The following is a 20,133-nucleotide window of genomic DNA, read 5'->3' on the forward strand; positions in this document are numbered from 1 at the left end:
GTTACCTAGGTCTGGAACGCCCGGATTACAGGCGTTCCAGGCCGACGAACGGGCAGTCTTCGAGTAACTGCGAGAGGGCGCGGCCATCGGCCAGGCAGAAATCTGCCGGAACCAGCTCGGCCAGCGGGTACAGCACGAAGGGGCGCGCATGCATGTGGTAGTGCGGGACTTTGAGGCGTGGTACGTCGAGCACATGGTCGCCGAACAGCAGGATGTCGAGGTCAAGCGTACGCGGGCCCCAGCGTTCCTTGCGCACACGGCCCTGGCCATTTTCGATGGCCTGCAGGGCATCGAGCAGGGCCAGCGGTTCGAGCACCGTGTCGAGGGCGGCCACGGCGTTGGTGTAGCGCGGTTGGCCGGGCAGCAGCGACTCGCTGGTGTACAGGGCGGAGGCGGCGACAAGGCGCGAGCCTTCGACCTGGTCGAGCGACTGCAAGGCACTGCGCAGTTGCTCGGCAGGTTCGTCCAGGTTGCTACCCAGACCGATGTAGGCGCGGGCGTTCAATCGAACTCCTCGTCGCCGCTGCGCTTGCGCTTGCTGCCACTGCGTTTGCGCTTGCGTGGGCCGGCACCGGTACCTTCGTCGCGGCTGCCCAACTCGCGGATCATCTCGCGGCGCTCGCTGTCATTGGCGTCCTGGTAGTCGGTCCACCACTGGCCGAGGTCGTCGGTTTCCTCGCCTGCGCTTTCACGCAGCAGCAGGAAGTCGTAACCGGCACGGAAGCGCGGGTTGTCGAGCAGCACGTCGGCACGTTTGCCGCTGCGACGTGGCAGGCGTTCCTGCATGTCCCAGATTTCGCGGATCGGCAGCGTGAAGCGTTTCGGGATGGCAATGCGTGCGCACTGTTCGGCGATCAGGTCGTGGGCTGCACCGTTCATGGCCGGGATCGGCGGCACACCCTGGTTCTGCAGGTGCAGAACGCGGCTCGGCAGGGCCGGCCAGAGCAGGGCGGCGAACAGGAAGGCCGGTGTTACCGGCTTGCCTTGCTTGACTCGCAGGTCGGTGTTGTTCAGTGCCTGGCTGATCAGGGTGTGGGTGTAGGTCGGTCGCTCTTCCAGGGCATGGGCGCTGGCCGGGAACAACGGCTCGAACAGGTTCAGGTCGACCAGCATCTCGAAGGCGATGGCGCCCTGGCCGGACAGGAACAGCTTGAGGGTTTCCTCGAACAGGCGTGCTGGCGGAATGTCACGCAGCAGCGGGGCCAGTTCGCGAATCGGCTGGAAGGTGTGCTTCTCGATGCCAAAGTCGAGCTTGGCGGCGAAACGCACTGCGCGCAGCATGCGCACCGGGTCTTCCTGGTAGCGGTGGGTCGGGTCGCCGATCAAGCGCAACAAGCGGTTGCGGACGTCGTGCACACCGTTGGCGTAATCGAGGATGCGCTCACTGACCGGGTCGTAGTAAAGGGCATTGATGGTGAAGTCGCGACGTTGGGCGTCCTCTTCCAGCGTGCCGTACACGTTGTCGCGCAGGATGCGACCACTGGCATTGTGCGACGAACGGTGGCTGTCGCCCTGGTCGTCTTCGGAGTGAGGGGCGCGGAAGGTGGCGACTTCAATGATCTCGCGGCCGAAATGCACATGGACCAGCTTGAAGCGGCGGCCAATGATGCGCGCATTGCGAAACTCCGCGCGGACCTGTTCGGGCGTGGCGCTGGTGGCGACGTCGAAGTCCTTCGGCGTGATGCCCAGCATCAGGTCGCGGACACAGCCACCGACCAGGTATGCCTGGTAGCCCGCACTCTGCAAGCGCTCGACGATATTCACCGCATGGCGGCTGAACTGGTGGCGTTGCAGCGAATGTTGGCTCTTGTTGATCACCTCAGGCGTGGTGCGCCTGTGGTGCTGACCCGGTACGGGCGGGCGGAACGACTGGAACAGCTTCTTCAGCATGGGATGCACTGTTTGAAGGAATGTTCGGCCAAGAATAGGAGAATGGCCGCATGATGGGCGGGGATTCTAGCATTTACTCGGGGAATGGTGTAGGCGGTAGCAGGAAGCCTGCTGGAAGGGGAGAAACGACAAGGGGAGCCTAAGCTCCCCAAGAAGTCGTTGCGTGCTCTTATTGTTTTTCTGCTGGGCTTCTTGTTTTTGTTGAGCGCCCTGTCCACAAATCTCGAAGCTTGTGGACGACCCCCAATCCAGGGGTTAAGAGCAAACGGATTGCTTTGAACGCTGATGTCACGTTGATCAATCGATCCAACCAGTTCAGGCGCTGCTTTTTAGTGCAGTTTTTGTTGTTCTCTGCCTGGTCGTGGGGCAAGCCCCAAACACGCATCCTCTCCAAAAGAATCAGTTAGCTGCGCCTCCGCCGTCTTGTTTTTATTGTGCGTGAGCCGTTTCGTCTTGTTCTTATTCTGAGTTGCAGTGCTTGTTATTGTTCTTGTACCAAACATATAGCAGGTGCCGTGCCAACTTTTGGAAACTCAATGAAATCAAGGGTTTGGAGAGATTTGGCAGGAGCGTGCGGGCTGAAAATGTAGAAATTTCGTTACCGTACGCCTCGGGGACTGTTACGCCGGAGCAGCGTGGGTAACAGATTTTTGCGGGGACTGATGTGTTACCTGAGGTGTGCGGTGTTCTCTCAGGCCCCATCGCCGGCAAGCCGGCTCCTACAGGTAATGCGGTGATCCTGGGATCGCTGCGGTCCTTGTGGGAGCTGGCTTGCCGGCGATGAGGTATGGGGTCATTCGCTGGTGGCGTTGCTCTTGCGCCGCGGAATGCCCAGGCGCTGGCGGCGTTCCCACAGGCACTTGCGGCTCACGCCTAGCTTGCGGGCCAGCTCAGTTTCGGTCATGTGGTCCTGATGCTCGAGGACGAAGTGCTGGAAATAGTCCTCCAGTGACAGGTCCTCGGTGGGTTCATGGCTGGCGTTGTTGGCGCTGCTGCCGGCAATGAGCGGCGTGTCGTCAAGAATATCGTCGTCCAGGTCGCTCAACTCGATGTCGATTCCCAGCAGCTCGGCGGAAATTTCTGGGCTCTCGCTCAGAATCACTGCTCGCTCCACGGCGTTTTCCAGCTCGCGCACGTTACCTGGCCAGCTGTAGTGGCGGATCGCTTGCTCTGCTTCCGTCGAGAAACGCAGGTCGTCACGGCCGATGCGTGCGCTCTGGCGCGCCAGGAAGGCGTTGGCGATTTCGTTGACGTCACTGCCACGCTCGCGCAGGGCGGGTAGCTTCAGGGCTATGACGTGCAGGCGGTAATAAAGGTCTTCACGGAACTGCCCGGCCTTGGCCAGGTTTTTCAGGTCACGGTGGGTCGCCGCGATCAGGCGCACATCGACCTTCTGCGACTGCACCGAGCCGACCCGGCGAATTTCACCTTCCTGCAGCACGCGCAGCAGGCGTGCCTGAGCTTCCAGCGGCAATTCGCCGATTTCGTCGAGGAACAGGGTGCCGCCGTCGGCCGCTTCCACCAACCCCGCCCGGCCCGCGTTCGCACCGGTAAAGGCGCCTTTTTCGTGGCCGAACAGTTCGGACTCGATCAGGGTCTCGGGAATAGCCGCGCAGTTCACCGAAATCATCGGTGCCTTGGCCCGGCGCGACAGGTTGTGCAGGGCGCGAGCCACCAGCTCTTTACCTGTCCCCGACTCACCCTGAATGAGAACGTTGGAGTCGGTTGGCGCGACCTTGCGGATCTTGCTGTACATATCCTGCATCGGCGGGCAGGAACCGATAATGCCGATTTCACCATTCGCCGGTGCCACGCCGCCTTTGTCGGCCAGCGGTGCTTTGCCATTGGTGCGCGGTTCGGCGGTGACAGGGGCTGCGGCGGGTGCGTTCTGCCGGTCACGCAGAATGCGGGCTACGGCCTGGAGCATTTCGTCGTGGTCGAATGGCTTGGCGATGTAGTCCACCGCGCCCATTTTCATCGAGTCCACTGCCGAGCGCAGGCTGGCATAGCTGGTCATGATCAGCACGGGTGTGCCCTGGCCGAGCTTGATCAGCTCGGTGCCTGGCGCACCGGGCAGGCGCAGGTCGCTGACGATCAGGTCGAAGGTGGCAATGCTGAAGCGTTCCTGGGCTTCCTGCACCGAGCCGGCTTCGCTGACCTGGTACTGGTTGCGTTCGAGCAATCGACGCAGGGCCGAGCGGATGATGGTTTCGTCTTCGACGATCAGAATGTGCGGCATTGATTCAATTCTCTCGACGGTCTCGAATTTCAGGGGACGTCGCTACGACATGCCGGGGCAGGGTCACGCGGATCCGGGTGCCACGTTGCCGTTCGATGTCGGCCGGGCTGTCGATGGTGATTTGCCCATAATGCTCTTCCACGATGGAATAGACCAGAGCGAGCCCCAGTCCGGTTCCCTCGCCAGGGTCCTTGGTAGTGAAGAACGGTTCGAACAAGCGGTCCATGATGTTTTTCGGGATCCCGCTGCCTTCATCCTCGACGATCAGGTCGACGGTATGTTCGCTGACTTCGCTGCGCACACGCACTGCGCTTCCGGGTGGCGAGGCATCGCGGGCGTTGGACAGCAGATTGATCAGCACCTGGGCCAGGCGCTGCGGGTCGCCCTCTGCCCAGTGGTCCGGGTCGCAGAGGTTGAAGAACTGTACTTCGAAGTTGCGCCTGTTCAACGCCAGCAGACCAATGGCATCCTGGGCCACTTCAGCCAGGCACACCGGTTCTTCGCTGTTCTGGTGGCTGCCACCGGCGTGGGCGAAGCTCATCAGCGACTGGACGATGCGCGACACGCGTTTGGTCTGTTCGAGGATCTGGCTCGACAGCTCGATGATTTCGCCGTCACCTTCGCGCTCTTCGCGCAGATTCTGCGCCAGGCAAGCGATGCCGGTGATCGGGTTGCCGATTTCGTGGGCCACGCCAGCAGCCAGGCGGCCGATGCTGGCCAGTCGCTCGGAGTGCACCAGCTTGTCTTCCAGCGCCTGGGTCTCGGTGAGGTCCTCGACCAGCAGCACCAGGCCACTGTTACCTGGGGCCAGCGGCTCGTCGATGGCCGCCTTGTGCAGGTTCAGCCAGCGGGGTTGGCCGTCCAGAGCCAGGCGCTGCTTGTGCAGGTGTTCGTCGGGCACATTGATGAAGCCTTGCAGCAGGCCACGCCAGGGCTCGCCGATGGTGACCAGGCGCGAGCCCACCACATGCTTGGCGGCAATGCCGGTGAGCTCTTCCATGGCTTTGTTCCACATCAGGATTTCCTGGTCCTTGGCCAGCGAACAGACGCCCATGGGCAGCTCTTGCAGGGTCTGGCGGTGGTAACGACGCAGGGCATCGAGTTCGGCGGCCAGGCCGGTCAGGCGCGAGTGGTAGTCTTCCAGGCGGCTTTCGATGAAGTGGATGTCTTCGGTGACATAGTTCTCGTTGCCGGACTTGTAGGGCAGGAAGGTCTCGACCATGTCCTGGGCCACGCTGGGGCCCATCAAGCCCGACAGGTTCGCTTCGATGCGGTCACGCAGGCGGCGCAGGGCGTACGGGCGGCGCTCATCGAAAGGCAGGTAGAGATCGCGCAGAGCCTGCTCGACTTCCTTCTGCGCGGCTTTGGCGCCCAGGGGTTTGGCCAGCTGGGTGGCGAACTCCTGGGGCGAGGCAGCATGCAGTTCGCGGCGTTGCGGGCGGCGTACGTTGTCTACCGCGCAGGCTTCGGCGGCACTGGCTTCTTCGCTGCTGGCGTTGGTGAACAGCGAGATCAGGGTGAACAACAACACGTTGGCCGCCAGCGAGGCGATGGCCGCCATGTGCCAGCTGGTGTCGTCCAGCACGTAGATCATGTCCAGCAGCGGAATGTAGAAGCCCTGCAGGTTGCCCAGTAGCGGCAACAGCATTGTCACCATCCACACCAGGGTGCCCGCCAGCAGACCGGCGATGAAGCCGCGGCGATTGGCGGTCGGCCAGTACAGCACCGACAGCACGCCGGGCAGGAACTGCAAGGTGGCGACGAAGGCGACGATGCCGAGGTTGGCCAGGCTCTGGTGGTTGTTCTGGGTAAGGTAGAACATGAAGCCGGCGGTGATGATGGCCACGATGAGCGCACGACGGGTCCATTTCAACCAACGGTAGATATTGCCTTCGGCCGGTGGCTGGTAGAGCGGCAGCACCAGGTGATTGAGCGCCATGCCCGACAGTGCCAGGGTGGTGACGATGATCAGGCCGCTGGCGGCCGACAACCCGCCGACATAGGCCAGCAATGCCAGTGCCGGGTTGCCGGCGGCGATCCCCAGGCCCAGGGTGAAGTACTCAGGGTTGGTGCTGGCGCCCAGGCGCAAACCGGCCCAGAGCACCAGTGGCACCGCCAGGCTCATCAGCAGCAGGAACAGTGGCAGGCCCCAGCTGGCGCTGACCAGCGAGCGCGGGTTGAGGTTCTCGGTGAAGGCCATGTGGTACATGTGCGGCATGACGATGGCCGAGGCGAAGAACACCAGCAGCAGGGTGCGCCATGGCCCTTCCTGCAGCGGCGTATGCAGCGCCGCGAGGGCCGTCTGGTTCTGCAGCAGCCACACCTCGAGCTGGTGCGGGCCTCCGAACACGCCATACAGGGCGTACAAACCGATGCCGCCCAGAGCCAGCAGCTTGATCACCGATTCAAAGGCGATGGCGAACACCAGCCCTTCGTGTTTTTCCCGGGTGGCTATGTGGCGCGAGCCGAAGAAAATGGTGAACAGAATGATCAGCGCGCAGAAGGCGAATGCTACCCGTGCCTTGACCGGCTCTCCGGTGAGAATGCTGATCGAGTCTGCGACCGCCTGGATCTGCAGGGCCAGCAACGGCAATACACCGATCAGCATGATCACCGTGGTCAGTGCGCCGGCCCAGGTACTGCGGAAACGGAATGCCAGCAAGTCGGCCAGCGATGACAGCTGGTAGGTGCGGGTGATCTTTAGAATCGGGTAGAGCAGCACCGGTGCGAGCAGGAACGCGCCGGACACCCCCAGGTAACACGCCAGGAAGCCATAGCCGTACTGGTAAGCCAGGCCCACCGAGCCGTAGAAGGCCCAGGCGCTGGCGTATACGCCCAGCGACAGGGTGTAGGTCAGGGGGTGGCGGATGATGGAGCGGGGAATCAGCCCTCGCTCGCTGATCCAGGCCACGCCGAACAGCACCAGAAGGTACGCGGCGCTGATCAGGATCATCTGGGTCAGGCTAAAGCTCATCGGCATCTCGTTGGCTCTGCAGGATGAAGGTGACGACGATCAGGATCAGCCAGAGCAGGTAAGGGCGGTACCAGGCACCGGTCGGTTCGATCCACCAGTCCATGATGGCCGGGGAGAACAGGTAGATCCCCACGACCAGAAGCAGGACCAAACGATAGATGTACATGCTGGCCTCGATGGTTGGGCGCTGCGGGCTTGGACTTATTATTGGCGCAAATGGCTGGGGCGATGCTAGCGGTAGAAGGGGGTGTTCGCCAAGGGGTTGAATTTATTGGGCTTTTGATTTTTTGAGTTGTGGTGTTTTTTGCGGCCCTATCGCCGGCAAGCCGGCTCCCACATGGGCTGCGACGATCCTGAGATCACTGCAGCTCCTGTAGGAGCCGGCTTGCCGGCGATAGGTCCGCAACGGCCTCAGCGCAAATCAGCCTCTTGCACCGTGGTTCGCCGCGCAATCGCCTCCGGCTTCCATTGTTGCCGGGCCACCGCCAAAACCTCGGCCGGGCTTGCCCGCTCCAGCTCAGGGTCGGTTTGCTGCCCCAACGCCCGCAACGCCCTCAACAACAATGGCGTCGCCTGGTCCGCCTCGAGCGGCGGCGAGCGGTACGACTTGCCCAGCTTATGCCCGTCTGGCTGCACGATGAGCGGGATATGCAGGTAACGCGGTTGGGAAAACCCCAGCAACTCCTGCAGGTACAACTGGCGCGGTGTGTTGTCGAGCAGGTCGGCGCCCCGCACGATGTCGGTAACGCCCTGCCAGGCATCGTCCAGCACCACTGCCAGCTGATAGGCGTAAAGCCCATCGCGGCGCTGGATGACGAAGTCACCCACGTCACGACCCAGATGCTGCTGGAACTCACCTTGTACCCGGTCAGTGAAGCGGTAGATGAGCTCGGGCACCCGCAGCCGAATCGCCGCGCCCTCGCGCCCATGCCCTGCGTTACGGCACAAACCTGGGTAGATGCCGTTGTAGCTTTCCAGTTGCTTGCGTGAACAGGTGCAGGCGTAGGCCAGGCCCATGTTGAACAGGCGGTCGACCACGGCGGCGTAGGCATCATGGCGTTGGCTCTGGAACACCACCTCGCCATCCCATTCCAGCCCGTAGCGTTCCAACGTCTGCAGGATTGCGTCGCGGGCACCTGGCATTTCCCGGGGCGGGTCGGTGTCTTCCATGCGCAGCAGCCAGCGGCCATCGACGGCGCGGGCGTCGAGCCAGGAGGCGAGGGCGGCGACCAGCGAGCCAAAGTGCAGGAAGCCGCTGGGGGTGGGGGCGAAGCGTCCGATGTAGCGGGAGTCTTTCATGGGCCGTACAGGTCGTATAAATGAAAACGGGGCGCATGATGCGCCCCGTTCGGATGGGAAAAGAATCAGCCTTTGCCGACGGTCTTTTCCTTCTTCTCAGCGATTTCCTTGCAGTCGAAGCACAGGTCGGCGGTCGGACGGGCTTCCAAACGACGCAGGCCGATCTCGATGCCACAGGAGTCGCACCAGCCGTACTCGTCGTCTTTGATCTTGTCGAGGGTCTTGTCGATTTTCTTGATCAACTTGCGCTCGCGATCGCGGTTACGCAGCTCCAGGGCGAATTCTTCTTCCTGGCTGGCGCGGTCGGCCGGGTCGGGGAAGTTGGCTGCTTCGTCCTTCATGTGGTCCACGGTGCGATCCACACTGACCATCAGCTCGCCTTTCCAGGCATTGAGCAGCTTGGTGAAGTGCTTTTTCATGGGCTCGCCCATGTACGTTTCACCTTTGGTCTCTACGTAAGGCTCGACACCGTACATGGTCTGGACTTTTTGCTTTTCTACGGTGGACATGAATAGACCGCCTCTCACTCATCTGATCCAATGCGCAGGCTGCTCCATCTCCGGCACCCGCCGGCCCTGCGACTGCGAGCCGCCGAACTTACCAGATAGATCGGGGGTGCGCTACCCCGCCCGATCCTAGCGGTTGACAGCGGCGCAAGCCGTACGTTCGGTGCTGCACAGAGGTAGAATCCACAGTTTAGACCCAATTGAGAGAAGGTCATGGCCCTTACCCACAGTGCGCGCAGTCGCGCCATCGAACCCTTTCATGTCATGGCGTTGCTGGCGCGGGCCAACGAGTTGCAGGCCGCGGGGCACGATGTAATCCACCTGGAAATCGGTGAACCCGACTTCACCACCGCCGCGCCCATCGTCGCAGCCGGCCAGGCAGCGCTGGCAGCTGGCCATACCCGTTACACCGCCGCCCGTGGCTTGCCTGAGTTGCGTGAGGCCATTGCCGGCTTTTACCACCAGCGCTACAGCGTCACGGTCGACCCGGAGCGCATCCTGATCACGCCAGGCGGTTCGGGCGCGCTGCTGCTGGCCAGCAGCCTGTTGGTGGACCCGGGCAAGCACTGGTTGTTGGCTGACCCTGGCTACCCCTGCAACCGCCACTTCCTGCGCCTGGTCGAGGGTGGTGCGCAACTGGTTCCGGTAGGGCCGGACGTCAATTACCAGCTGACTGCCGATCTAGTAGAGCGTTATTGGGACAAGGACACCGTCGGCGCCCTGGTCGCATCGCCGGCCAACCCGACCGGCACTGTGCTGAACCGTGACGAGCTGGCCAGCCTGTCCAAGGCCACCCGTGAGCACCATGGCCATCTGGTGGTGGACGAGATCTACCACGGCCTGACCTACGGCATGGACGCCCCTAGCGTGCTGGAAGTCGACGACGACGCGTTTGTCCTGAATAGTTTTTCCAAGTATTTCGGCATGACCGGATGGCGTCTGGGCTGGCTGGTTGCGCCGCCGAGTGCCGTGGCTGACCTGGAGAAACTGGCGCAGAACCTGTACATCAGTGCGCCAAGCATGGCCCAGCATGCTGCATTGGCGTGCTTCCAACCCGAGACACTGGCAATTCTCGAGGAGCGCCGCGCAGAGTTCGCCCGTCGCCGCGACTACCTGTTGCCGGCACTGCGCGAACTGGGCTTCCGGATTGCCGTTGAGCCGCAGGGTGCTTTCTATCTTTATGCCGATATCAGCGCTTTTGGCGGCGATGCCTTCGCCTTCTGCCGGCATTTCCTGGAGACCGAGCACCTGGCCTTTACCCCGGGCCTGGATTTTGGTCGCCACCTGGCCGGTCACCACGTGCGCTTCGCCTATACCCAGAGCCTGCCGCGTCTGGAAGAGGCGGTCCAGCGCATTGAGCGTGGCTTGCGGAGCTGGCAAGGCTGATGCGCTTTTCTCCTGCACTCGAACAAGGGCGCCTGCTGCGCCGCTACAAGCGTTTTCTGGCCGACATCGAACTGGCCAGCGGCGAGCAACTGACGATTCACTGCCCCAATACCGGCTCCATGCTCAATTGCATGCGTGAAGGCGGGCAGGTCTGGTTCAGCCGTTCCAACGACCCCAAGCGCAAGCTGCCCGGCACCTGGGAGATCAGTGAGACGCCCCAAGGGCGCCTGGCCTGCGTCAACACCGGTCGGGCCAATGCACTGGTTGAAGAAGCGTTGCGGGCGGGCGTAATCCATGAGTTGGCCGGCTTCACCGCACTCAAGCGCGAGGTGGCGTACGGCGAAGAGCGCAGCCGCGTGGATTTTCGCCTGGAGTTCGCCGATGGCCCGGCCTACGTCGAGGTCAAGAGTGTGACCCTGGGCTACCCGGACACCTCTGTCGCGGCCTTCCCCGATGCCGTGACCCAGCGTGGCGCCAAGCACCTGCGTGAGTTGGCTGCTCTGGCCCGGCAAGGGGTGAGGGCGGTGCAGCTGTACTGCGTCAACCTCTCTGGCGTGGAGGCTGTGCGCCCCGCCGAGGAAATCGATGTGGCCTACGCCAATGCCCTGCGTGCAGCCGTGGCCGATGGGGTCGAGGTGCTGGCCTACGGCGCCCGTCTGGACGCCGAACAGATCGTCATCGACCGCCCATTGCCGGTGCTGCTCAATCCGTAAGCCAGATGCCCTGGCTGTCTTCCTGGCAGCCCAGGCTCTCCAATGCCTCGCCCTCGCAGGGGCCGGCCACGCATTCGCCACTTTCGATCAGAAACAAGGCGCCGTGATGGGCGCAGTGGATCAGGCTGGCGCTGTCATCGAGAAAGCTGTCCTCTGCCCAGTTCAAGGGGATGCCGCGGTGCGGGCAGCGGTTACGGTACAGGTACACATGGCCCCGGCGGCGAACGCCGAACACTGCGGTGCCGTCTACGCTGAAGGCGCGGCTTTGGCCTTCGAGTAGCCCGTGAGAGGTACAAAGGAAGTGCATGGCAGGGTAGTTCCATGTAACAACGTCATGGCTTGACGCTTTAATGCGAATAATTATCAAATTGCCGGCACTCGCTGCGCCAGTCTGCCTATGGTGCGCAGTTCCGCCGCCCGCCACAAGGCGCGTGGCCCGCCTTCAGAAGGAATTCGATGATGCGCCGTTTCGCAGCCCTGATCGCCTTGTGCACAAACCTTGTGCTTTCAAGCCAGGCCCTGGCCACCGATTTGCCGCAGCGCTGGGTCAGCGCCGGGGGTTCCCTGAGTGAATGGATCAGTGTGCTGGGTGGCCAGCAGCGTCTGGTTGGTGTCGATACCACCAGTCAGCATCCCGAGTCGCTGAAAGCCTTGCCGAGCATCGGCTATCAGCGGCAACTGTCGGCCGAAGGCATCCTCAGCCTGCGTCCGGATGTGCTGGTCGGCACCGAAGAAATGGGGCCGCCGCCGGTGCTGGCGCAAATCCGCAAGGCAGGCGTACAGGTTGAACTGTTCTCCGGCAAGGCCGAACTGGCTGCCGTGGATGAAAACCTCAGGCACTTGGGCAAATTGCTCGGGGCACAGCAGAAGGCCTCTGAATTGACCGCAGACTATCACCAGCAGCTTGCAGCGCTGCAGGCGAAGGTCCAACAAGCCCAGGCCAGCCAAAAGGCGCCAGGCGTTTTGCTGTTGGTTGGCCATGCGGGCGCCAAGCCGCTGATTGCCGGGCAGGGCACCTCGGGTGACTGGGTGTTGCGCCAGGCCGGAGGGCGTAACCTTGCCGAGCATCAGGGTTACAAGAATTTTTCCGTCGAAGCATTGGCTGCATTGGACCCGGATGTCGTGGTGTTCTCCGACCGCGCCCTGAGTGGCGAACAGGCGTTGCAGGCCCTGCTCAAGGAAAACCCGGCGTTGGCCGCATCCCGGGCGGTACGTGACAAACGGCTGGTTTCGCTCGACCCGACCTTGTTGGTAGGGGGCCTGGGGCCGCGCCTGCCCGCCACTCTGCAGGACTTGGCGCAGGTGTTCTACCCCTTGGCCAAGGACAGCAAGGCCCAATGAAGCAGCGGACTCAGCCGCGCACGCTGTTCATCTGCCTGGGTGTGTTGTGCGTGCTGGCGATCTGGCTTTCGCTGGCCTTGGGGCCTGTCAGCCTGCCGCTGTTCGACACACTGCGCGCTGGCCTCAGGCTGATCGGGCTGCCCATCGCGGGGGAGGGACTGGAGCAGGCCGAAATGATCCTTGGCCAGATCCGCCTGCCACGTACCTTGCTTGGCCTTGCCGTGGGGGCAGTGCTGGCGCTGTCTGGCGTGGCCATGCAGGGCTTGTTTCGTAACCCGTTGGCCGACCCCGGGCTGGTGGGGGTGGCCAGCGGGGCGGCGGTTGGTGCAGCCGTTGCGATCGTAGGTGGGAACTGGCTGGGCGGCATGCCAGAGGCACTTGCACCTTATCTGCTGTCTGTCTGTGCCTTCGTTGGCGGGCTGGGAGTCACCGCGCTGGTGTACCGGCTCGGGCGGCGAGATGGCCAAACCAATGTTGCCACCATGCTATTGGCGGGCGTTGCCATGACCGCATTGGGTGGGGCGGCGGTGGGCCTGTTCAGCTACTTGGCCGATGACGCCACGTTGCGTGCGCTGACCTTCTGGAACCTGGGCAGCCTCAACGGGGCCGGCTATGAGCGGCTGTGGCCGCTGTTGCTGGTGGCGGCGGCTGTCGCGCTGTGGCTGCCGCGCCGGGCTCAGGCGTTGAATGCCTTGCTGCTGGGGGAGTCGGAGGCTCGGCATCTGGGCATCGAAGTAGAGCGGCTCAAGCGCGAGTTGGTGATCTGCACGGCGCTTGGGGTCGGCGCTGCGGTTGCAGCAGCTGGCCTGATCGGCTTCGTTGGCCTGGTGGTACCGCATTTGGTGCGGCAGCTGGCCGGGCCTGATCATCGTGTCTTGCTGCCCGCCTCGCTGTTGGCGGGTGCGGCACTGTTGCTGTTTGCTGACCTGGTCGCCCGCCTGGCATTGGCGCCTGCCGAACTGCCAATTGGTATTGTCACTGCGTTTATCGGTGCGCCGTTCTTTCTATTTCTACTGGTTCGGGGGCGCCACTGATGCTGGAAGTCGAAGGCGTGCATCTGCAGCGTGGGGCCAACGAAGTGTTACGCGATATTCACCTGAGCGTGATACCTGGCCAGGTGCTCGGTGTGCTTGGCCCGAACGGTGCTGGCAAAAGCAGCCTGCTGGGCGTGCTGTGCGGCGAGCTGGCGCCAAGCCAGGGGCGGGTGACACTACGGGGGCGGGCGCTAAGCGCGTGGGCGGGGCAGGAGCGGGCGCGGCGTCTGGCGGTGTTGCCTCAGGTGTCGGGCCTGGGTTTTGCCTTTCGCGTGGACGAGGTGGTTGGCATGGGGCGCTTGCCACACGCCAGCGGCCAGCAACGTGATCGGGAAATCGTCGAAGCGGCGTTGCGGGCGGCAGATGCCTGGCATCTGGTCGAGCGCAGTTACCTGGCGTTGTCCGGGGGCGAGCGTCAGCGGGTTCATCTAGCGCGAGTCTTGGCCCAGTTATGGCCAGGTGAAGCGGGAACCACGCTGCTGCTCGACGAGCCGACGTCGATGCTCGACCCACTGCACCAGCACACCACGCTGCAAGCGGTGCGCACATTCGCCGAGCGCGGCGCTGCGGTGCTGGTGATCCTGCATGACCTCAACCTGGCGGCGCGCTATTGTGATCGCATCCTGCTACTGGAGCAGGGCCGCTGCCATGCGCTTGCCGAGCCGCAAGCGGTGCTGACACCCGGTGCGCTCAAGGTGGTGTTCGGCATTGATGTACTCGTGCAGGAACACCCGGAACGGGGCCACCCGTTGATCATCACTCGCTAGGAGGCTCTGTGCATGCGTCATCCATGGCTGTCCGGTGTTTCGCTTTGTCTGATGCTGGCGTTGGGAGGGTGCCAGGCCAGCCTGCCAGCGCTACCCACCTGGCAGAGCAGTGAAGGGCGCGACAGTGCGCAGCTGGGGCAGATCCGCGACCTGGCCAGCGGCCAGTTGATCAGCCCCGAGCAACTGGTTCAGCGCCTGGCTGACGCACCGCGTGTGATCGTGGGCGAGAAGCACGACAACCCTGACCACCACGCCCTGCAGTTATGGCTGCTGCGCGCCGTCCAGACCCAGCGCCCCCAGGGCAGCCTGTTGCTGGAGATGCTGCAACCGGACCAGCAACCACGGGTTGATGCGGTGCAGCAGCAAGCGCAACTGCCTCAGGACCTGGCGAAAGCATTGGCCTGGGAAGATGGCTGGGACTGGGATTTGTACGGGCCAATCGTACGCGAGGCTTTGCAGGCGCATGTTCCCTTGCTGGCGGCCAACCTTTCGCCCGAGCAGATGCGCCAGGCCTACCGCCAACCGCAGCCATTGCCTGGCACGCGCTCCAACAGCCCGGCAGTGAAGGCTGCGCTGCTCGAGCAGGTGCGGGAAGGGCATTGTGGGCTGTTGCCGGAAAGCCAGCTGCCAGCGATGCTGGCTGTTCAGCAGCAGCGCGACCGTCGTATCGCCGAACGACTCAACGGTGCGCCGCAGCCTGCGATGTTGCTGACCGGTGCCTATCACGCACGCAAGGACCTGGGGGTGCCATTGCACCTGGCCGATCTGGGGGCGAGGGGGGAAACCAAGGTGTTGATCCTGGCTGAGGTGGGCGAGCCGCTGGCGGCCGGCATGGCCGACTACGTGTGGTACACCGCCGCGGTACCTGAGCAGGACTACTGCGCTACGTTGCGCCGGTAACGATGGGCGGTTGTGGTCTGGTGCGCAGGCAAAAAAAGACCCGGCAAATTGCCGGGTCAATAACCGTGATTAGCCTGATGAGGAGATAATCTGAGAGTCCGAACCAGGGGCTTTCAGTTTATCCAACCAGTCTCGCGACCAGTTGTGATAATCATAACGATTCTCATTTAACAGTCAATCCCCTTTGTGCGTTTATTTTGCATTTTTCTGCGCAGGGCATTTTGCATCCAGTTGTTGATTGAGCGCTTGCTTGCGCTCGGCCGGCAAATCGTTCCAATGCATGTCCAGGAGTGCGCCTTCAATGGCGTACAACAGCACCTTCGATGCCCGGAATCCTCGCGTTTTCACGGCCTGGTACGCACCCACCGCGCCAAGGCGGCGCAAGTCCGATGCACTGTGGATACCGGCCGCATGCAACCACTGCGCGGAGGTCTTGCCAAGATTCTTCAGATGCTGCAATTCATCGTTCATCGAGCCTCCTTGCGATGGCTGAACGGGTCTTGTGGGATAAATCGCGAGCAGGTCAGAAAGGAGTGTAGCGGGGGTTCGCAAATGCGCGGCCTTTTGCCATCGGGGCCGACGAGATGCCCGAAAGTTGGGGCTGTCGCCAGCCCCAGTGGTGATTCAGGCTTTCGGTCGATAGCGCATGCGCGTGCCGAACTTGGCTGACATGAGAATTTCGTCCGCGCTGAGTTCCGACGGAAAATACGTGCCAGAGATCTGGGCGTAGGCGATGCTCGCGCCTTCCAGACCGTTGTCGCGCAGGTCCAGCCCGCGCAGGTCGGCGGCGCGGAAGTAGGCGTCAGTGAAGTCGATGCCACGGGTGTCCAGCTCGCGCAGGTCCAAACCGCGGAAATCTCCGCCGCGAAAGTCGATCAGGCCCTCTGCGGGCTTCTCGCGGTTGAATGCGGCGATCTTTTCATCGCGGATCAGTGCATACAGGGCACTGTCCAGTTGGCGGGGCTGGTTCATGACGGCGCCTCCTTGTGGTTGTGATGATATTGTAATGCCATCACTTTGGAGGCGCCGAACTTCAGGCGCGAATTGTCGACTGCTTCACGCCTTGAAGGCTTACAGGCCTGGCAGGCGTTGGCGGATCTGGTCGATCACCTGGTCCATGCTGCTGGCGTCCTGGGTATCAACCCGGGTGCTCTGCACCAGCTCTTGAGAGTCCAGAGGCTCGCGGCTGGCCTGTTGCGCCTTGACCACTTCCAGGGTGGCGTCCGAAGGGTCGGTGTTTTCTGCCTGGCGCTGCTCCAGCCAGCTGGCGATGACGGCCTCAGGGGCGTGGCAGTCGAGGATCAGGAAGGGCACGCCGGTCTGGCTGGCGACCTCTGCTGCCGCCTGGCGCTGCTCGCGCTTGAGGTAGGTGGCATCGAGCACAACCGGGAAACCGGCGCGCAGGATGGTTGCCGCCAGTTCATGCAGGCGTTGGTAGGTTGCGACGCTGGCGTCCTGATCATAGATGCCGGAGTTCTGCTGCCCGGCATGGGCTGCCTGCTGCTCACCGAACAGGCGCTTGCGCTCTACGTCCGAGCGAACGCGGACTGCTCCCAGGGCTTCGACGAGGCGCATGGCGACATGGCTCTTGCCCACGGCCGAAACCCCATGGGTGATGGCCAGCAGGCGCGAGGGGATGGCGCTGTAGCTTTCCGCCAGGTTGGCGTAGTTGCGGTAAGTGCGCAGAGTGGTAGCGCGCTGAACGCCATCGGCATCGGGCGAAAGGCTGAACAAGGCGACCTTGGCCCGGACCAGTGCACGGTAGGCCTTGTAGAAGTTGAGCAGCTCAAGGCCTGCGTAATCGCCCGTCAGTTCCAGGTATTGGCTGATGAAGCGGCGCGACAGGCACTTGAGGCCGCGGTCTTCCAGGTCCATGGCCAGGAAGCCGACGTCGGCGTAGACGTCGGTCAGGCGGAATGGCTCGTTGAACTCGATGCAGTCGAAGATCACCACCTTGCCGTCGATCAGGGTGGCGTTGCCCAGGTGGATGTCGCCGTGGCATTCGCGGATGAAGCCATTGGCCTTGCGCTGCTGCAACAGGCCGTGCAGGCGCTCGAAGCTGCTGCGGGCCCAGGCCTGCAGGTTATCCAGTTGTTGCAGGTCGGCCTTGTCGGTGAGGAACGGGCGGATCTGCTCGAAGTTCTGCTCCACCGGGGCCATCACGCTTTCCGGGGTGCCCAGCGGGTGGTCGACCGGCACTTTCGGTGCCTGCAGGTGGAACTCGGCGATCTGCCGGGCCATCTGATCGATGTGGCTGGCATTGAGTTCGCCGTTTGCCTGCAGGGTGTTGAGCATCTGGCCTTGCGGGAACTGGCGCATTTTCAGGACGTATTCGATGGCCTGGCCATCGCCGCCGATTTGCGGCACCTCGGCTGTACCGGTGATCGGCAAGACCTCAAGGTAGAGACCATCGGTCAGGCGCTGGTTCAGGCGCAGTTCTTCGTTACAGAAATGCTGGCGCTGATCCAGGCTGGTGAAGTCGAGGAAGCCGAAGTTCATCGGTTTCTTGACCTTGTAGGCGTACTCGCCAGTGAGCAGAACCCAGGAGATATGCGTCTCGATGAGTTGGAAGCCATCCACCGCATGAGGGTAGAGGGCTGGGTTCTGCAAGGCGTTGATCAAGGCTTGGCTCACGAGAAATCCTTCCGGGGCAGGGAATTCGAATGCGCCATTATGGTCAATGGTGCCGTCCCTGCATACCGCCAGAGGGCGTCTGCCTAGCCTTAACAAAGTGCGTATAATCCGCCGCCATGACTCGAACTCGAAACCCCCGTACCCCCCAGAAACGCCCGAACAGCCGCTCCCGCGCCTGGCTGGGCTGGGCTTTGAAGCTCAGCCTGGTCGGCCTGGTGATCGTCGCCGGCTTCGCGGTTTACCTCGATGCCGTCGTCCAGGAGAAGTTCTCTGGCAAGCGCTGGACCATCCCGGCCAAGGTGTATGCCCGGCCGCTGGAGCTGTTCGTCGGCCAGAAACTGAGCAAGAACGACTTCCTCACCGAACTCGATGCGCTCGGCTACCGGCGTGAAAGTGCCGCCAATGGCCCAGGTGCGGCGGCGGTGAACGGTAACAACGTCGACCTCAATACCCGCGGCTTCCAGTTCTACGAGGGCATGGAACCGGCGCAGTTCGTACGCGTGCGTTTCTCCGGTGACTATGTAGCGGGGCTTTCCGGCGCCAATGGCGGCAAGCTCGATGTGGTGCGCCTTGAGCCGCTGATGATCGGCGGTATCTACCCGAAGAACCTCGAAGACCGCATTCTGATCAAGATCGATCAGGTGCCGCCGTACCTGCTAGAAACCCTGGTCGCCACGGAAGACCGCGATTTCTACAGTCACTTTGGTGTATCGCCCAAGTCCATCGCCCGGGCCATGTGGGTCAACACCGCAGCCGGCTCCATGCGCCAGGGCGGCAGCACCCTGACCCAGCAGTTGGTGAAGAACTTCTACCTCAGTAGCGAGCGCAGCCTCAGCCGTAAGCTGACCGAAGCGATGATGGCTGTGCTGCTGGAGCTGCATTACGACAAGCGCGAGATTCTCGAGGCGTACCTCAATGAGGTGTTTGTCGGCCAGGATGGCCAGCGCGCCGTGCATGGCTTCGGCTTGGCCAGCCAGTTCTTCTTCAGCCAGCCGCTGTCGGAGCTCAAGCTGCATCAAATCGCCTTGTTGGTGGGCATGGTCAAGGGCCCGTCCTACTACAACCCGCGTCGCTACCCCGAGCGTGCATTGGCCCGTCGCAACCTGGTCCTCGACTTGGTGGCCGAACAGGGCGTGGTGAGCAAGGAAGTCGCTGAAGCGGCGAAGAAGATGCCGCTGGGTGTGACCAAGCGTGGCAGCCTGGCCGACAGCTCGTTCCCGGCCTTCCTCGATCTGGTCAAACGCCAGCTCCGCCAGGATTACCGCGACGAAGACTTGACCGAAGAAGGCCTGCGCATCTTCACCAGCTTCGACCCGATCCTGCAAATGAAGGCCGAGACCGCGATGAGCGAGACCTTCAAGCGCCTGGCCGGGCGCAAGGGCGCTGACGAGGTGGAATCGGCCATGGTCGTGACCAACCCGGAAACCGGTGAGGTGCAGGCGCTGATCGGTAGCCGTCAGTCAGGCTTTGCGGGCTTCAACCGTGCCATAGATGCGGTGCGTCCGATTGGCTCGCTGGTCAAGCCGGCGGTATACCTGACTGCGCTGGAGCAACCGACCAAGTACACCCTGACCAGCCGGGTGCAGGACGAGCCGTTCTCGATCAAGGGTGCCGATGGCCAGGTCTGGCGACCGCAGAACTACGACCGTCGTCCCCACGGCACCATCTACCTGTACCAGGGGCTGGCCAACTCCTACAACCTGTCGACTGCCAAGATCGGCCTGGAAGTCGGGGTGCCGAACGTCATCAAGACCATCGGGCGGCTGGGCGTGAATGTCGACTGGCCTGCGTTCCCGTCGATGTTGCTGGGCGCAGGTGGCATGTCGCCGATGCAGGTGGCAACCATGTACCAGACCATCGCAAACGGTGGTTTCAATACCCCGATGCGCGGTATTCGCAGCGTGCTGACGGCCGAAGGCGAACCGCTCAAGCGCTACCCGTTCCAGATTCAGCAGACTTTCGACCCGGGTTCTATCTACCTGGTGCAGAACGCCATGCAGCGGGTGATGCGTGAAGGTACTGGCCGTTCGGTCTATAGCGTACTGCCAAGTTCATTGACCCTGGCCGGCAAGACCGGCACCAGTAACGACTCGCGCGACAGCTGGTTCTCGGGCTTCAGCCAGGACCTGCTGGCCGTGGTCTGGCTGGGCCGCGACGATAACGGCAAGACGCCGTTCACCGGCGCCACGGGTGCCCTGCAGGTCTGGACCAGCTTCATGCGCAAGGCCGACCCACTGCCGTTGGACATGCCGCAACCGGACAACGTGGTGCAGGCCTGGATCGACCCCTACAGCGGGCAAGGTTCTGACGGCAGCTGTCCGGGAGCCGTGCAGATGCCGTATATTCGCGGAAGCGAGCCGCCCGCAGGTGCGACCTGTGGTGGCGAGCAGGATCCGGTTGAGTCGGTCATGGACTGGGTCAAGGGCTGGATGAATTAAGCACTGGCTGCA

General features: G+C 62.7%; 18 protein-coding genes. 7 read left to right on the plus strand and 11 right to left on the minus strand.

Annotation, left to right across the window (positions count from 1 at the left end; translation table 11 throughout):
* Positions 1 to 25: 25 nt before the first annotated feature.
* The 7 genes from folK to dksA form a co-directional block, all read right to left on the minus strand.
* On the minus strand, positions 26 to 505 hold the full coding sequence (folK, locus tag PspTeo4_RS25285; RefSeq protein ID WP_322366465.1) for a 2-amino-4-hydroxy-6-hydroxymethyldihydropteridine diphosphokinase: 480 nt from the start codon (positions 503 to 505) through the stop codon (positions 26 to 28).
* A complete protein-coding gene (locus tag PspTeo4_RS25290; RefSeq protein WP_322366466.1) occupies positions 502 to 1,890 on the minus strand; it encodes a polynucleotide adenylyltransferase PcnB in 1,389 nt (462 codons plus the stop codon). The genes folK and PspTeo4_RS25290 overlap by 4 nt, the downstream gene beginning before the upstream one ends.
* A gap of 793 nt (positions 1,891 to 2,683) precedes the next feature.
* Positions 2,684 to 4,129 carry a sigma-54 dependent transcriptional regulator gene (locus PspTeo4_RS25295; protein WP_322366467.1) on the minus strand — a complete coding sequence of 482 codons (1,446 nt, stop codon included), beginning with the start codon at positions 4,127 to 4,129 and terminating at the stop codon, positions 2,684 to 2,686.
* A 4-nt stretch (positions 4,130 to 4,133) separates the two neighbouring features.
* Complete coding sequence (locus PspTeo4_RS25300) at positions 4,134 to 7,109, minus strand: sensor histidine kinase (RefSeq protein ID WP_322366468.1); 2,976 nt, start codon at positions 7,107 to 7,109, stop codon at positions 4,134 to 4,136.
* The gene (locus PspTeo4_RS25305; RefSeq protein WP_003250005.1) at positions 7,093 to 7,269 is read right to left on the minus strand and encodes a hypothetical protein; all 177 of its coding nucleotides are present in this window, start codon (positions 7,267 to 7,269) and stop codon (positions 7,093 to 7,095) included. The genes PspTeo4_RS25300 and PspTeo4_RS25305 overlap by 17 nt, the downstream gene beginning before the upstream one ends.
* Before the next feature lie 245 nt (positions 7,270 to 7,514).
* Positions 7,515 to 8,402 (minus strand): tRNA glutamyl-Q(34) synthetase GluQRS, encoded by an 888-nt coding sequence (gene gluQRS / locus PspTeo4_RS25310; protein WP_322366469.1) that lies wholly within the window; start codon positions 8,400 to 8,402, stop codon positions 7,515 to 7,517.
* A gap of 65 nt (positions 8,403 to 8,467) precedes the next feature.
* The gene (gene dksA, locus PspTeo4_RS25315; RefSeq protein WP_322366470.1) at positions 8,468 to 8,911 is read right to left on the minus strand and encodes an RNA polymerase-binding protein DksA; all 444 of its coding nucleotides are present in this window, start codon (positions 8,909 to 8,911) and stop codon (positions 8,468 to 8,470) included.
* Between the two features lie 210 nt (positions 8,912 to 9,121).
* On the opposite strand from dksA, the gene PspTeo4_RS25320 reads away from it, so the two are divergent.
* Both PspTeo4_RS25320 and sfsA read left to right on the plus strand, forming a co-directional pair.
* Complete coding sequence (locus PspTeo4_RS25320; RefSeq protein WP_322366471.1) at positions 9,122 to 10,294, plus strand: pyridoxal phosphate-dependent aminotransferase; 1,173 nt, start codon at positions 9,122 to 9,124, stop codon at positions 10,292 to 10,294.
* The gene (gene sfsA, locus PspTeo4_RS25325) at positions 10,294 to 11,007 is read left to right on the plus strand and encodes a DNA/RNA nuclease SfsA (RefSeq protein WP_322366472.1); all 714 of its coding nucleotides are present in this window, start codon (positions 10,294 to 10,296) and stop codon (positions 11,005 to 11,007) included. The genes PspTeo4_RS25320 and sfsA overlap by 1 nt, the downstream gene beginning before the upstream one ends.
* Here sfsA and PspTeo4_RS25330 read toward each other — a convergent pair.
* Positions 10,997 to 11,314: a Rieske (2Fe-2S) protein gene (locus tag PspTeo4_RS25330; protein ID WP_322366473.1), complete on the minus strand. Its 318-nt coding sequence runs from the start codon at positions 11,312 to 11,314 to the stop codon at positions 10,997 to 10,999. The two genes, sfsA and PspTeo4_RS25330, sit on opposite strands and share 11 nt — an antisense overlap.
* A 149-nt stretch (positions 11,315 to 11,463) precedes the next feature.
* On the opposite strand from PspTeo4_RS25330, the gene PspTeo4_RS25335 reads away from it, so the two are divergent.
* From PspTeo4_RS25335 to PspTeo4_RS25350, 4 genes are read left to right on the plus strand one after another with little or no spacing between them, the layout of a single operon-like run.
* Entirely contained in the window at positions 11,464 to 12,348 is an 885-nt protein-coding gene (locus PspTeo4_RS25335; protein ID WP_322366474.1) for a helical backbone metal receptor, read from the plus strand.
* A 50-nt stretch (positions 12,349 to 12,398) separates the two neighbouring features.
* A complete protein-coding gene (locus PspTeo4_RS25340) occupies positions 12,399 to 13,382 on the plus strand; it encodes an iron ABC transporter permease (RefSeq protein ID WP_322366931.1) in 984 nt (327 codons plus the stop codon).
* The gene (locus PspTeo4_RS25345) at positions 13,382 to 14,149 is read left to right on the plus strand and encodes a heme ABC transporter ATP-binding protein (RefSeq protein WP_322366475.1); all 768 of its coding nucleotides are present in this window, start codon (positions 13,382 to 13,384) and stop codon (positions 14,147 to 14,149) included. Before PspTeo4_RS25340 ends, PspTeo4_RS25345 begins: the two co-directional genes overlap by 1 nt.
* A gap of 12 nt (positions 14,150 to 14,161) precedes the next feature.
* Positions 14,162 to 15,049 carry a ChaN family lipoprotein gene (locus PspTeo4_RS25350; RefSeq protein WP_322366476.1) on the plus strand — a complete coding sequence of 296 codons (888 nt, stop codon included), beginning with the start codon at positions 14,162 to 14,164 and terminating at the stop codon, positions 15,047 to 15,049.
* Between the two features lie 192 nt (positions 15,050 to 15,241).
* Here the strand turns inward: PspTeo4_RS25350 and PspTeo4_RS25355 are convergent, their stop codons facing one another.
* From PspTeo4_RS25355 to PspTeo4_RS25365, 3 genes are all read right to left on the minus strand, one after another.
* Positions 15,242 to 15,520: a TfoX/Sxy family protein gene (locus PspTeo4_RS25355; RefSeq protein WP_012312680.1), complete on the minus strand. Its 279-nt coding sequence runs from the start codon at positions 15,518 to 15,520 to the stop codon at positions 15,242 to 15,244.
* Between the two features lie 153 nt (positions 15,521 to 15,673).
* The gene (locus tag PspTeo4_RS25360) at positions 15,674 to 16,021 is read right to left on the minus strand and encodes a pentapeptide repeat-containing protein (protein ID WP_322366477.1); all 348 of its coding nucleotides are present in this window, start codon (positions 16,019 to 16,021) and stop codon (positions 15,674 to 15,676) included.
* A 99-nt stretch (positions 16,022 to 16,120) separates the two neighbouring features.
* Positions 16,121 to 17,683 (minus strand): bifunctional aminoglycoside phosphotransferase/ATP-binding protein, encoded by a 1,563-nt coding sequence (locus PspTeo4_RS25365; protein ID WP_322366478.1) that lies wholly within the window; start codon positions 17,681 to 17,683, stop codon positions 16,121 to 16,123.
* Between the two features lie 116 nt (positions 17,684 to 17,799).
* Between PspTeo4_RS25365 and mrcB the strand changes: the two genes are divergently transcribed.
* On the plus strand, positions 17,800 to 20,121 hold the full coding sequence (gene mrcB / locus PspTeo4_RS25370; protein WP_322366479.1) for a penicillin-binding protein 1B: 2,322 nt from the start codon (positions 17,800 to 17,802) through the stop codon (positions 20,119 to 20,121).
* The last annotated feature ends 12 nt before the right edge of the window (positions 20,122 to 20,133 follow it).

The organism is Pseudomonas sp. Teo4, assembly GCF_034387475.1.
GTDB lineage: Bacteria > Pseudomonadota > Gammaproteobacteria > Pseudomonadales > Pseudomonadaceae > Aquipseudomonas.